This window comes from Oceanibaculum nanhaiense, from assembly GCF_002148795.1.
GTDB classification, from domain to species: Bacteria; Pseudomonadota; Alphaproteobacteria; order Oceanibaculales; family Oceanibaculaceae; genus Oceanibaculum; species Oceanibaculum nanhaiense.
In genome coordinates this window covers 265,025-278,028 of record NZ_MPOB01000005.1, presented here as the reverse complement: position 1 = coordinate 278,028, position 13,004 = coordinate 265,025, and the positions used below count along the sequence as shown (strand labels likewise).

The following is a 13,004-nucleotide window of genomic DNA, read 5'->3' as shown; positions in this document are numbered from 1 at the left end:
ACAATCCTTTCATCATCCAGGCTACGGGTGATCGGCCCCCGCAAGGGACCGATGGGCCAGCGGGACCTTGCCCGTTCCGCTGGCCCCTTGCTCCGCCCGCCCGCCCAATACCCGTGATTCGGGGGCCAGCGGATCGGAAAGTCGGCGGCCATCGACAGCATCGAACAGATGCCGGCTGGCCGCATTCCAGGTAATTTCGGCGGTGCCGCCGCGCACCAGCGCCGGGCGGCCAGGCAGCTTGGCGATCAGCGCGCCGGCCTCGGCCGCGCAATAGACCAGTGTTTCGCCGCCCAGGAATTCGATGCCCGTCACCTGTACCGGCAGCGACGGTTCGTCCGCGGCGGCAAGGCGCAGCTCCTCCGGCCGCACGCCGACCAGCACACCGGCGCCGCCCGAAGCCACGCCCTCGCGCAGGCCCACCGGCAACCGCTCCGCCGGCAGCAGCGCCATCGGCGGGCTGCCGACAAACCCGGCGGCGAAGGCGCTGACCGGGCGCTCATAGAGCTGCTCCGGCATGCCCTGCTGCTCGATCCGCCCTTCCTTCATCAGCACGATGCGGTCGGCCATGCCCATCGCCTCGGTCTGGTCGTGCGTCACATAAACGACCGTCATGCCGAGATCCTGCTGCAACTGGCGGATTTCCTGCCGCACCTCATGGCGCAGCTTGGCGTCCAGGTTGGACAGCGGCTCGTCCATCAGGCACAGCGGATGGCCGGCGACGATGGCGCGGGCCAGCGCCACGCGCTGCCGCTGGCCGCCGGACAATGCCGCCGGCCTGCGATCCTCATAGCCGGCAAGACCGGTCAGCCGCAGCGCCTGATCGAGGCGCGCCTGCCGTTCGGCGCGCGGCAGCCTGCGCACCTTCAGCCCGAACACGATGTTCTCGGCGACATTCAGATGCGGGAACAGGGCATAAGACTGGAACACCATGGACAGGCCGCGCTTTGCCGGCGGCAGCGCCGTCACATCCTGGCCGTCGATCAGGATGCGGCCCGCCGTCGGCGCCTCCAGCCCGGCAATCAGCCGCAGCGTGGTGGACTTGCCGCAGCCGGACGGTCCCAGCAGCACGACGAACTCGCCATGGTCGATGACGAGATCGACGCCGGCAACGCCGCGGCTCTCGCCCCAGCTCTTCGCGACCGACTCGAGGGCGATGAAGGGAGCTGCGCTCATGCCGTCACCTCCTGCCCGGCGACGATCAGCCGGGCGCTGGATTTGCGGATCGCCGCCGCGATCTCCTCCGGCGGGGCCGCATCCGTGACCACGATGTCGGCATCCCAGATCATGCCGCCCTGCGCGGCGGCCAGCCGGCCGATCTTGGAAATATCGGCGACCAGGATGGCGGTGCGGCAGCTCTCGCGGATCGCCTCGCGCGCCGACACCTCGTCCCGCTCGAAATCCAGCAGCGTGCCGTCGCGGTCGATGCCGCCGACGCCATAGACGCCGTAATCGGCGCGGTAACTGCGGAACATCGTCTCCACCTCATGCCCCAGAAAGTCGCGATCCGGCAGGCGCAGCACGCCGCCCGGCAGAACAATGCGGTTCGACCGCGCCGCCGACAGCGCTACCGCGACGTTCAGATTGTTGGTGACGACGGTAAGATCCTCATGCCCAGCCATGGCCAGCGCCACCTGCTCCGGCGTCGTACCGATGCCGAACAGCACCGAGGCGCGGCTGGGGATCAGCCCGGCAACGGCGGCGCCGATGCGGCGCTTCGCCTCCAGATTGGTCACGCGGCGCGATTCGTAGGGCGCATTCAGCGTGCTGCCCAGCAGCTCCGCCCCGCCATGACGGCGGCGCAGGATGTTGGCATCGCACAGGCTGTTCACATCGCGCCGGATGGTCTGCGGCGTGACCGCGAAATGATTCGCCAGCGCCTCGATGGACTGGAAGCCCTCGCGCCGGATCAGCGCAATGATGTCCGACTGCCTTGACGACAGGTTCATTTGAACGAAATTCCCCCCGGTTCGATCTTTTTTCAGGAGTATACCCGGCGAATGACCCCCTCGCGACAGTTAGGTTACATTCAAATGAAAACTCGCATGTGCGAACGCGCCTCCCCGCGCAGGGCCGGGAGCATGCATCCCCGCCGTGCCGCACAACCGGTAATACCAGCCGGATTGTCCTAACCCCCTGCCCGGCAATCGGCTTTTTTACTGTTTCCCCGATGCGCGCGATGCGGATATTGTGACGCGCACTAGCTAAAGCAGGCGGAAACAAGCCCATGCAGTCGGCACCAGACGAAACCCGCTTCGCGGAAATGGTCTTCCCGGAGCTGGCCAATCACTATGGCACGCTCTATGGCGGCAACGCGCTCAGCCTGATGGGCAAGGCCGCCTATATAGCCGCCAGCCGCGCGGCGCGCTGCGACATCGTCATGGCGTCCAGCGACAAGATCGCCTTCCACCGCCCGGCCCGGGTCGGCCAGCTGATCGAGCTGATCGCCCGCGTGACGCGCCGGGGCCGCACCTCCATGACGGTCTCCGTCGAGGTCCATGCCGAGACTCTGGCCACCGGCGAACGGACGATGACCATGAGCGGCACCTTCGAGATGGTCGCGGTCGACAAGGAAGGCCGCCCCACCGCCATACCGACCAACAAACCAGACACGACAACCCCAGAAAAGATCGAGGAACTGCCCCGTGAAGACGCATAGCGTTCGCACCTACAAATCCGCCGAGAAGCTCGCGCGCGAGGACCAGCTGGCCTGGAAGATGGCCGCCATGGCCGCCGAGACCGTACCGGTAGAGGCCGATGTCGCCGAGATGATCGGCAACCGCATCATCGACAATGCCTCGGTCGCCGTTGCCTCGGTGGCGCGCCGTCCGGTGGCAAGTGCCCGCGCCCAGACCATGGCGCACCCCTACAGCCCCGGCGCCACCGTGTTCGGCCTGCCGTCCGACAAGCGTTTCTCGCCGGAATGGGCAGCCTGGGCGAACGGCGTTGCAGTGCGCGAGCTGGATTATCACGACACCTTCCTCGCCGCCGATTATTCGCATCCCGGCGACAATATCCCGCCGGTGCTGGCCGTCGCCCAGCATGTCGGCCGCAACGGCCAGGATCTGATCCGCGCGCTGGCGGCGTCCTACGAGATCCAGGTCGATCTGGTGAAGGGCATCTGCCTGCACGAGCACAAGATCGACCATATCGCCCATCTCGGGCCGTCCGCCGCCGGCGGCATTGGCGCGCTGCTGAACCTGCCCGCCGAGACCATCTATCAGGCGATCCAGCAGGCGCTGCACGTCACCACCACCACGCGGCAGTCGCGCAAGGGCGAGATTTCCAGCTGGAAGGCCTATGCCCCGGCCTTCGCCGGCAAGATGGCGATCGAGGCGGTGGACCGGGTGATGCGTGGCGAGGGCGCCCCGTCGCCGGCCTATGAGGGCGAGGACGGCTTCATCGCCTGGCTGCTGAGCGGCCCGAAGGCGGAATACCAGGTGCCGCTGCCGGAGAAGGGCGAGCCGAAGCGCGCCATCATGGATACCTACACCAAGGAGCATTCGGCGGAGTACCAGAGCCAGGCGCTGATCGACCTGGCCCGCCGCATGGGCCCGAAGGTCGGCGACTTCGCCAAGGTGAAGAGCATCGTCATCCACACCAGCCATCACACCCATTACGTGATCGGCACCGGCGCCAACGACCCGCAGAAGATGGACCCGAAGGCCAGCCGCGAGACGCTGGACCATTCGATCATGTACATCTTCGCGGTCGCGCTGCAGGACGGCGGCTGGCACCATGAGCGCTCCTACGCTCCGGAGCGCGCGCAGCGCCCGGACACGGTGGCGCTGTGGCACAAGATCAGCACCCTGGAAGACCCGGAATGGACCCGGCGCTACCATTCCCGCGATCCCAAGGAGAAGGCGTTCGGCGGGCGCGTCGTGGTGACCATGGAGGACGGCTCCACCATCACCGACGAGCTGGCCGTGGCCGACGCCCATCCGCTGGGCGCCCGGCCCTTCGCCCGGCCGCAATATATCGCCAAGTTCCGCACGCTGGCGGAAGGTATTGTCGCCCCGGCCGAGCAGGACCGCTTCCTGGAGGCGGTCGAGAAGCTCGCCACCCTCAGCGACCTCAGCGCCCTCAACGTGACCGTCGAAGCCGGCAAGCTGGGCGCGCCCCGGCCGACCGGCATCTTCGACTGGAAATAACGGAAAAGGGAGACACAACCATGGCGGAAAATCCGACCTTCAAGCCGAAGAAATCGGTGGCGCTGTCCGGCGTCACCGCCGGCAACACCGCGCTGTGCACCGTGGGCCGCACCGGCAACGACCTGCATTATCGCGGCTACGACATCCTGGACATCGCGGAGAGCTGCGAGTTCGAGGAAATCGCCCATCTGCTGGTGCATGGCAGCCTGCCGACGCAGGCCCAGCTCGATGCCTACAAGACCAAGCTGAAGGCCATGCGCGCCCTGCCGGCGGCGGTGAAGGACGTGCTGGAGGCGATCCCCGCCTCGGCGCATCCGATGGACGTGATGCGTACCGGCGTCTCCGCGCTGGGCTGCGTCCTGCCGGAAGCGCATGACCACAACCATCCGGCGGCGCGCGACATCGCCGACCGGCTGATGGCCTCGCTGGGGTCCATGCTGCTCTACTGGTACCACTACGCCCATCGCGGCCAGATCATCGATCTGGAGACCGACGATGACAGCATCGCCGCGCACTTCCTGCACCTGCTGCACGGCAAGCCGGCCTCGGCCTCGCATATCCGGGCGATGCAGACCTCGCTGATCCTCTATGCCGAGCACGAGTTCAACGCCTCGACCTTCACCGCACGCTCCATCGCCGGCACCGGGTCGGACATGTATTCAGCCGTCGCCGGTGCCATCGGCGCCTTGCGCGGGCCGAAGCATGGCGGCGCCAACGAGGCCGCCTTCGAGATTCAGCAGCGCTATGCCGATGCCGACGAGGCGGAGGCCGACATCCGGGCCCGTGTCGCGGCGAAGGAGGTCATCATCGGCTTCGGCCATCCGGTCTATACCGTGTCGGACCCGCGTAACGAGGTGATCAAGCGCGTCGCCCACAAGCTGTCGAAGGAAGCCGGGTCGATGCAGATGTTCGACATCGCCGCGCGCATCGAGACGGTGATGGCGGATGTGAAGAAGATGTTCCCGAACCTCGACTGGTTCAGCGCCGTCTCCTATCACCTGATGGGTGTGCCGACAGCGATGTTCACGCCGCTGTTCGTGATCTCCCGCACCTCCGGCTGGGCGGCGCACATCATCGAGCAGCGCACCGACAACAAGATCATCCGCCCGTCGGCCAATTATGTCGGGCCGGAGAATCTGACCTTCGTGCCGATCGGCCAGCGCGGCAAGAAGGCCGCGAAGAAGGCCGCCGGAAAGAAAGCCTGAGGAGAACAGTATGCCCTATCTGATCGCCGACGATCTGCCGGCCGAACCGGCCGGCCAGCGCTTTCGCAAGCTGGTCGAGAGCCCTGGCATCCTCGGCATTCCCGGCACCCATAACGGCATGGCGGCGCTGCAGGCCAGCAAGGCCGGTTTCGAGGCGCTGTACCTGTCGGGGGCGGCGATGACCGCCTCGATGGGCATCCCCGATCTCGGCATCATCACCGTGGACGAGGTGTGCTTCTTCATCCGCCAGGTCGCCCGCGCCAGCGGCCGGCCGGTGCTGGTGGACGGCGACACCGGCTATGGCGAGGCGCTGAACGTCATGCATATGGTGCGCAGCTTCGAGGATGCCGGCGCCGGTGCCGTGCATATCGAGGACCAGCTGCTGCCGAAGAAATGCGGCCATCTGAACGACAAGAAGCTGGCCAATGCCCACGACATGGCGGCCAAGGTCGCCGCCGCCGCGAAGGCCCGGCGCAACCTCTACATCATCGCCCGCACCGATGCGGCGGCCAGCGAGGGCATGGACGGGGCGGTCGCCCGCGCCAAGCTCTACATGGAAGCCGGCGCCGACGCGATCTTCCCGGAGGCGCTGAACAGTGCCGAGATGTTCCGCGAATTCGCCCAGCGCATGCCCGGCGTGCCGCTGCTGGCCAACATGACGGAGTTCGGCCGCACGCCCTTCTTCACCGCGCAGGAATTCGAGGAGATGGGCTACCGCATGGTGATCTGGCCGGTCAGCAGCCTGCGCGTCGCCAACAAGGCGCAGGAAAAGCTGTACGCCACGCTGAAGCAGAACGGCTCGACCGAGGCGATGGCCGGCGAGATGCAGACCCGCGCCGAACTGTACGACACCATCGACCTTGCCAAGTACGAAGCGCTGGACGCCTCCATCGTTGCGACGGTCCTGCCATCCTGATCCGGCCATTTCAGGCTGGCCGTTTCGCACAAAAAAGCGCCGCAGCGGTTGAAAAACCCTGCGGCGTTATTGCGTTCGAAGGAGAGGGCCAGAAGAACGGAGAATTACGGGCGCTGTATCCGGGGGGCCGTAATCAGACAGTGATATCCACACGGCCTTCCGTGCCAGACGACGCCGCGACAGGCGCCGGCGCCTCTGCAGCCTGGGGGGACACAGTCTCGCTGAGCTGCTGGCGCAGCTGATTGATATTATCGAGATTGGCGTACATGCTAGTAACGCTGGCCTGCGCCACCGTTGCCATAGATTGATAAACGAAGCCGATCTGAGACATGGCTTTCTCCATATCCTATATCGTGCGGTTTTCTCGCACGCTCTAATGTAACTTTAGATAAAATGTATTTTATAGGCAATTCATTTTTTATTAATCATGTTTTTAGCCAACAGGCAGCCTGCAACAGCTTGATACAATTTGTGATTCGTCTCCCGCTGCGTTCTCGTGCATGGTCCTAGCCTGACGCCGCCCCCTCACCCGGCGGCCTGTTTTCATAGTTTCCAGGAGCGGTTTCAGGCATGTGCGGAATCATCGGCGTGGTCGGCAAGACCGATGTGGTCCCCTCTCTGATCGAGGGGCTGAAGCGGCTGGAATATCGCGGCTATGATTCCGCCGGTATCGCCACGCTGGTGAATGACAGCATCGAGCGCCGCCGTAGCGAGGGCAAGATCGCCCGGCTGGAGGAGCGCGTCGCCGGGAACGGCATCCATGGCGATATCGGTATCGGCCACACGCGCTGGGCCACGCATGGCGTGCCGAACGAGCGCAACGCCCACCCGCACGCCACCGACAAGGTGGCGCTGGTGCATAATGGCATCATCGAGAATTACCGCGAGCTGGCGGCGGAGCTGTCGGCGCTGGGCCATGTCTTCGCCAGCGAAACCGATTCGGAAATCGCCGCCCACCTCATCACCCGCTATCTGAACGAGGGCATGACGCCGCAGCAGGCGGTATCCACGGCGATCAAGCGCATGGACGGCGCCTATGCGCTGGCGATCTTGTTCAGGGGCGAGCATGACCTGATCGTCGGCGCCCGCAAGGGCAGCCCGCTGGCCGTCGGCTGGGGCGAGGGCGAGATGTTCCTCGGCTCCGACGCGCTGGCGCTTTCCCCCTTCGCGCGCCGCATCTCCTATCTGGAGGAGGGCGACTGGGTCGAGCTGTCACGCGCCGGCGCCATTTTCCATGACGAGCAGGACCGCGTGGTGGATCGTCCGGCCAAACCGACCGCACAGTCCGGCGCGATGATCGGCAAGGGCAACTACCCGCACTTCATGCTGAAGGAGATCTACGAGCAACCGGGCGTCATCGGCGACACGCTGCGCAGCATGTGGAACCCGGCCAGCGGCGCCATCGACCTGCCGCCGCTCGATATCGACCTTGCCGCCATCAGCCGCATCACGCTGGTTGCCTGCGGCACCTCCTATCTGGGGGCCATGGTCGCGAAATACTGGTTCGAGAAGGTGGCGCGCATCGCCGCCGACATCGATATCGCCTCGGAATTCCGCTACCGCGACACACCGCTGGAGGAAGGCGGCCTGGCCATCTTCATCTCGCAATCGGGCGAGACCATCGACACGCTGGCCGCCTTGCGCCACGCCAAGGCGGCGGGGCAGAAGACCATCGCCATCGTGAACGTGCCGGAAAGCACCATGGCGCGCGAGGCGGACGCCGTGCTGCCGACGCTGGCCGGGCCGGAGATCGGCGTCGCCTCGACCAAGGCCTTCACCTGCCAGCTGGTGCTGCTGGCCTGCCTGGTGATCGCCACGGCGCGGGCACGCGGCGCGATCTCCGGGGCGGAGGAAGCGCGGCTGTCCAACGCCATCGCCGAGGTGCCCTCGCGTGCCGCCGAGGTACTGAACGGCGACGAGGCGATCCAGGCGCTGGCGGCCGAAGTCGCGGAAGCGCGCGACGTGCTCTATATCGGCCGCAACACCGGCTACCCCATCGCGCTGGAAGGGGCGCTGAAGCTGAAGGAAATCTCCTACATCCATGCCGAGGGCTATGCGGCGGGCGAGCTGAAGCACGGCCCCATCGCGCTGATCGACGATACGGTGCCGGTCATCGTCATCGCCCCCAGCGACGCGCTGTTCGAGAAGACCTTCTCCAACATGCAGGAGGTGATGGCGCGCGGCGGCAAGGTGATCTTCATGAGCGACGCCAAGGGCTGCGCCCATATCGGCAAGGAGGCCTTCGCCACCATCGAACTGCCGCATGTCCACCCCTTCGTGGCGCCGATCCTCTATGCCATCCCGGTGCAGCTGCTGGCCTACCATGTCGCCGTCATCAAGGGCACCGACGTGGACCAGCCGCGCAACCTCGCCAAATCCGTGACGGTGGAGTAACCGGCTATCCGGCGAGGATATCCGTCGCCTTGTGATCCTCGCCGACACGGAAACCGCCGCGGCAATGCGTGGCCTGCTGGGTTAGATCCCTGGGCTAGGTCCATTCCAGATGATTATCGATGCCCTGCTTGCCGTCGCCGCGGCCAAAGATGATGCTGACCTCGTCCAGCATTTTCAGGATCGTGTCGAAACGCAGCGACAGCGGCTTATCGAGGGGGGTGTATTTCCGGATCCGCTCGAAGGCGTTCTTGCAGGCGATGATCGAGAAGCCGAGCACCCAGTAATTCTGATGAGCGCTCATCAGGAAGTGCTTGAACTGCCGTGCATCGTTCTTTTCGACAAAGCATGTATAGGCCTCGTCATAGGCAGCGAAAATATTGCGGCACTTATCCACCGCGTCACGCAGCCGCGAGTAGAGTTTCGCCACCTTCGCGTTCAGCAGTTCGATATCGGTGCCGCTGTACAGCCGCTGATCCAGCGGCACCAGATTGCGGCCCTTCAGATAGTTGAAGACCTTGCGCAGGGAGCCGGCAATGCCCTCGAACTGGATCTGGTAGAAGGTGATTCCCTTCCAGGCCGTAAAGATGGCACCGGTCTGCGACCGTTCGATGCCGAAGGATTTGATGAAGATTTCCGCTTCCGGCAGATCGGGGTTCCACAGCACCTTCAGGAAGCGCTGCTTCTGCGCGAGGCTGATATTGGCGTCACCGCCGGCATCCTGAATCGCCCGGTTCAGAATGGGCTCGATCTTCGATTCGATGCGCCGGCGGATCTTGCGGTCTTCCTGTTCCGTGGTCTGGAACGCCGTTTCCGGCATCTTGTAGCCGGAGTCCGACAATTCGGTCCGCAGCAGATAGGGATCGAGGGACGGCACCTCATCGATGATGCGCAGCATTTGGATGTCGTTGTACAGCTCGTCGAGATCGGCATCGACCTTGATGCCGAAAATCTCGTTCATCAGCGCATCGAAATCGCGCTGCCGCAGATAGATCGCGGACCCGCCGGCGGCAAGGTCACGATGGTCGTTCGGGATGTAGATCGCGGTTTCCACCGGCTTGTAGAATTCCGCCTCTTCCGTGTCCGAATCGTACATGCCCTCGAGACCGGTTTCGTTCGTCGGCACCTCGAAATTCGGATATTTGAAGATTACGCAATTGTTCAGAAAGCGGTTCTTAAAGACTGGCGGCTCGCCGCGCAGCATCATCTTCGGGATATTGAGGGCAAGACTGGAATCGCCGCTCAGAATGACGTTGAGAAGCGGCGACCTGCCAGCATTTCCTCGCTGCATGCTTCTATGCTCACTTACCGACATGACGGGGCTTGTCCAATTCTTGGGCTAAAGCAAAATCACTTTGCGTAAAATAGTCTGTTAAAATAAATAAAATGCAAGGAATATTATAGACTGCTTACCGTGCTAGCCACGCAAGGCTCGCCGCGGCGAAGCGCATCGCCGCCTGCGGATCGAGGTCGAGAAACAGTCCGGGCTCGTTCACCTCGGCTTCCAGCAGTACGAAATCCGGCCCGTCGAAGATTCCGTCGATCCGCGCATAAAGCGGGCGCTCCGGCAGCTTTTCCAGCACGCTTGATGCCTGCGCCAGTTCGCCGGACGCCGGTATATAGGCGCGCTTTTCCGGCTGGAAGGCGGAGTTGATGCGGAACTCCCCCGCGCGCGGGATAAGCTGTGCAGCGTGCGAAAAGATACCGTCGAAGAAGATGAAGGATATCTGGCCGCTGGTGCGCACCGCGCCGATGAATTCCTGCACCAGCAGCCGGTGCGGCGCCACGCTTTCAGCGATTTCCGGCCACAGCGCATCAATATCGCCGCGCGCGACCAGCCTGACGCCATGGCCGCTGGCGCCCGCTGTCGGCTTCACCACCGCTTCCTGCCAGCCGCGTTCGTCCATCAGCGCCGCCAGCGCCAGCGGGTCGAGCGGCAGCACCGCCTGGCCCGGCGTGCGGATACCGCCGGTGGCCAACTCGTCCAGATAGGCCTTGTCGAGATTCCATTCGACCAGCCCGACCGGATTCGCGACCCGCACACCCGCCACCGCCAGATCGCGCAGCCAGCCGCAATAGGCATCAAGCCGCCGGTGGTAATCCCAGGTGCCGCGCAGCACCACCAGATCGGCGGTGCGGAAAACCGACTGGTCATCCGCCGTCCAGGGCGCCCATCGCACGGTCGCGCCCTGATCGCGCAGGGCCTCGACATAGCGGATTTCGCTGATTGTCGGATCCGGCCAGTCAGTACAGAGCGCGAGGGCGATGACGGGACTCGATGGTGCGGGCATGGCAGGTCTTCGGAACGGCTAAATGCAAGCCATTCTCAACACTGCCACGCTGCACAGCAAGCGCAATCGACAGCCGGCGGAGGAGCCTTACACGACGCGCCGCAGTTCGTCGAAGAACCCGTCGATCTCGCGCTTCAGCCCGGCGGACTGCTCGCTCAGCAGGGTCGCGGAATCGCGGCTGTGCCGGGCCACATCGCCAGCCTCGCTCGCGGCGGCGCTGACCATCACCACATTCTCCGAAACCTCGTGCGTGCCGCTGGATGCCTCCTGCACGCTGCGGGCGATTTCCGCTGTCGCCTGATCCTGCTGCTCGACCGCACTCAACACCACGCCGGCCATCTGGCTCAGCTCCTCGATGATCGTAGCGACCGCCTGCATGCCGGTCACCGCCTGGCCGCTGGTGGACTGGATTTCCTCGATCCGGCGCGCGATGTCCTCGGTTGCCTTGGCGGTCTGGGTCGCCAGGTTCTTCACCTCCGACGCGACAACGGCAAAGCCCTTGCCCACCTCACCGGCGCGCGCCGCCTCAATGGTCGCATTCAGCGCCAGCAGGTTGGTCTGCGCCGCGATGTCGCCGATCAGCGCGGAAACCTCCCCCACCTCCTCGGCGGCCCTGGCCAGGCTGGAAACCGTGCTGCCGGCACGCTCCGCCTCGCCGGCCGCGCGACCGGAAATCTCCGCAGTCTCCCTGGCACTGCGGCCAATCTCCGCGCTGGAGGAGGCCAGCTCTTCCGCCGCCGAAGCGATGGTCTGCACGTTCACGCTGGCTTCCTCGGCCGCTGCGGCAACCGCGGTCGCGCGCTCGCTGGTGTCACCTGCCGCCGAGGCAAGCTGAGCCGAGGTGCCGCTGAGCCCCGTCGCCGTATCGGCCACCGTATCGACCACGCTGCGCAGCTTGCTCTCGAAAGCGGCGGCCACCTTGGTAAAGGCGCCGATCCGCGTGCGGATCGATTCGGTCGCCGCGTTGATGGTCTCCGCCTGCTGCCGAAACTGGCCCTTCAGGCCGCGCACCGCGATCTTGCGGTAATATTTATTGTCGCGGACATGCTCCATCGACGCGCCAGCCTCGCGCACAAAGGCATCGGTCACATCGATCAGATTGTTGATCGCATGCATCAGCCGGCCGATCTCGCCGCGCGCCGGCACATGCAGCAGGCGCGCCTCGAAATCGCCGTCACGTACCCGCCGGCAGACCTCGATCATCTCGCCCAGCCGACGGGTCGACAGGCGAATGGCAACAGCCGACAACAGGGCCAGCAGGGCGGCGACAGCCGACAGGGCGGCCTGCGGCCATGCACCAGCGAGGCCGGCCATAATGGCGGCAGCGCCCGCAAGCGGAACAGCCAGAAGCGCGATCAGCGACGCGCTAGAGGGAGAGAACGAATTCGTCATAGCTCTTACCGATGCTCCGCAACTTTTCCGTCAGCGCTTCATAAGCCTGGTTCATGCCCTGCTTGCGATCGGCAGCCTGTTCCTCGACCTGCCGCAATTCGCGATAGATCGGTTCGATGGCCGCGACAGCCGCCGCATCCGGCACCCGGCGATTGGAATGGTAGGCAACGATCTTGCCGGTGGCGTCCCGGGTCGGCGTCACATGCGCCAGTACCCAGTAATGGTCGCCGGTCTTGGCCAGGTTCACCACATAGGCGAACACTTCATGGCCGGCCGAAATGCGATCCCACAGGAATTTGAAAACGCAGCGCGGCATGTCGGGATGACGGATCAGACTGTGGGGGGCATCCAGCAGCTCTGCTTCGGAATAGCCGGATACCCTGACGAATACATCGTTACAGTAAGTAATCCGTCCACGCATATCGGTCTTGGAGACTATAAACTCGTTCTCGTCGAAGCTTACAGCCCGGCCCGTTGGAGTGATTTTTGCAGACATTTTTCACTTTATCTACGAAAACAGAGTTTAATTAGTGAGGCCTCACCAACTGGGTTACAGTTAGGCGATTTGGAAATCAACCGAATTGACCCATATCAATTTCGAAAAAATTGCAGGCGGCAAGTGATCGCCAGAAAAGAAAAGGCCCGGATTTCTCCGGGCCGT

General features: G+C 64.4%; 12 protein-coding genes. 5 read left to right on the top strand and 7 right to left on the bottom strand.

What is annotated here, in order from left to right; genetic code table 11:
* Positions 1-21: 21 nt before the first annotated feature.
* The gene (locus tag BKM74_RS11015; RefSeq protein ID WP_086465764.1) at positions 22-1,173 is read right to left on the bottom strand and encodes an ABC transporter ATP-binding protein; all 1,152 of its coding nucleotides are present in this window, start codon (positions 1,171-1,173) and stop codon (positions 22-24) included.
* Complete coding sequence (locus tag BKM74_RS11010; RefSeq protein WP_086465763.1) at positions 1,170-1,946, bottom strand: DeoR/GlpR family DNA-binding transcription regulator; 777 nt, start codon at positions 1,944-1,946, stop codon at positions 1,170-1,172. The genes BKM74_RS11015 and BKM74_RS11010 overlap by 4 nt, the downstream gene beginning before the upstream one ends.
* A gap of 278 nt (positions 1,947-2,224) precedes the next feature.
* Between BKM74_RS11010 and BKM74_RS11005 the strand changes: the two genes are divergently transcribed.
* Genes BKM74_RS11005 through prpB form a run of 4 tightly spaced genes read left to right on the top strand, consistent with a single transcriptional unit; the run spans position 2,225 to position 6,269 of the window.
* Positions 2,225-2,656, top strand: a complete 432-nt coding sequence (locus BKM74_RS11005; protein WP_086465762.1) for an acyl-CoA thioesterase — start codon at positions 2,225-2,227, stop codon at positions 2,654-2,656.
* Positions 2,643-4,148, top strand: a complete 1,506-nt coding sequence (locus BKM74_RS11000; RefSeq protein WP_086465761.1) for an MmgE/PrpD family protein — start codon at positions 2,643-2,645, stop codon at positions 4,146-4,148. The genes BKM74_RS11005 and BKM74_RS11000 overlap by 14 nt, the downstream gene beginning before the upstream one ends.
* A 20-nt stretch (positions 4,149-4,168) precedes the next feature.
* Complete coding sequence (gene prpC, locus BKM74_RS10995) at positions 4,169-5,353, top strand: bifunctional 2-methylcitrate synthase/citrate synthase (protein ID WP_086465760.1); 1,185 nt, start codon at positions 4,169-4,171, stop codon at positions 5,351-5,353.
* Between the two features lie 10 nt (positions 5,354-5,363).
* On the top strand, positions 5,364-6,269 hold the full coding sequence (gene prpB / locus BKM74_RS10990) for a methylisocitrate lyase (RefSeq protein ID WP_086465759.1): 906 nt from the start codon (positions 5,364-5,366) through the stop codon (positions 6,267-6,269).
* A gap of 133 nt (positions 6,270-6,402) precedes the next feature.
* On the opposite strand, the gene BKM74_RS10985 is transcribed toward prpB, so the two are convergent.
* Complete coding sequence (locus BKM74_RS10985; RefSeq protein WP_086465758.1) at positions 6,403-6,600, bottom strand: hypothetical protein; 198 nt, start codon at positions 6,598-6,600, stop codon at positions 6,403-6,405.
* Between the two features lie 239 nt (positions 6,601-6,839).
* On the opposite strand from BKM74_RS10985, the gene glmS reads away from it, so the two are divergent.
* Positions 6,840-8,663, top strand: coding sequence for a glutamine--fructose-6-phosphate transaminase (isomerizing) (gene glmS / locus BKM74_RS10980; protein WP_086465757.1), 1,824 nt, complete (start codon positions 6,840-6,842; stop codon positions 8,661-8,663).
* A gap of 94 nt (positions 8,664-8,757) precedes the next feature.
* On the opposite strand, the gene BKM74_RS10975 is transcribed toward glmS, so the two are convergent.
* The 4 genes from BKM74_RS10975 to BKM74_RS10960 all read right to left on the bottom strand — a co-directional run bounded on the left by BKM74_RS10975 (position 8,758) and on the right by BKM74_RS10960 (position 12,839).
* Complete coding sequence (locus BKM74_RS10975) at positions 8,758-9,951, bottom strand: hypothetical protein (RefSeq protein WP_086465756.1); 1,194 nt, start codon at positions 9,949-9,951, stop codon at positions 8,758-8,760.
* A gap of 118 nt (positions 9,952-10,069) precedes the next feature.
* Positions 10,070-10,951, bottom strand: a complete 882-nt coding sequence (locus tag BKM74_RS10970) for an ATP-grasp domain-containing protein (RefSeq protein WP_086465755.1) — start codon at positions 10,949-10,951, stop codon at positions 10,070-10,072.
* Between the two features lie 87 nt (positions 10,952-11,038).
* Positions 11,039-12,343 (bottom strand): methyl-accepting chemotaxis protein, encoded by a 1,305-nt coding sequence (locus tag BKM74_RS10965; RefSeq protein ID WP_086465754.1) that lies wholly within the window; start codon positions 12,341-12,343, stop codon positions 11,039-11,041.
* A complete protein-coding gene (locus BKM74_RS10960) occupies positions 12,318-12,839 on the bottom strand; it encodes a PAS domain-containing protein (RefSeq protein WP_086465753.1) in 522 nt (173 codons plus the stop codon). The genes BKM74_RS10965 and BKM74_RS10960 overlap by 26 nt, the downstream gene beginning before the upstream one ends.
* Between the last annotated feature and the right edge of the window lie 165 nt (positions 12,840-13,004).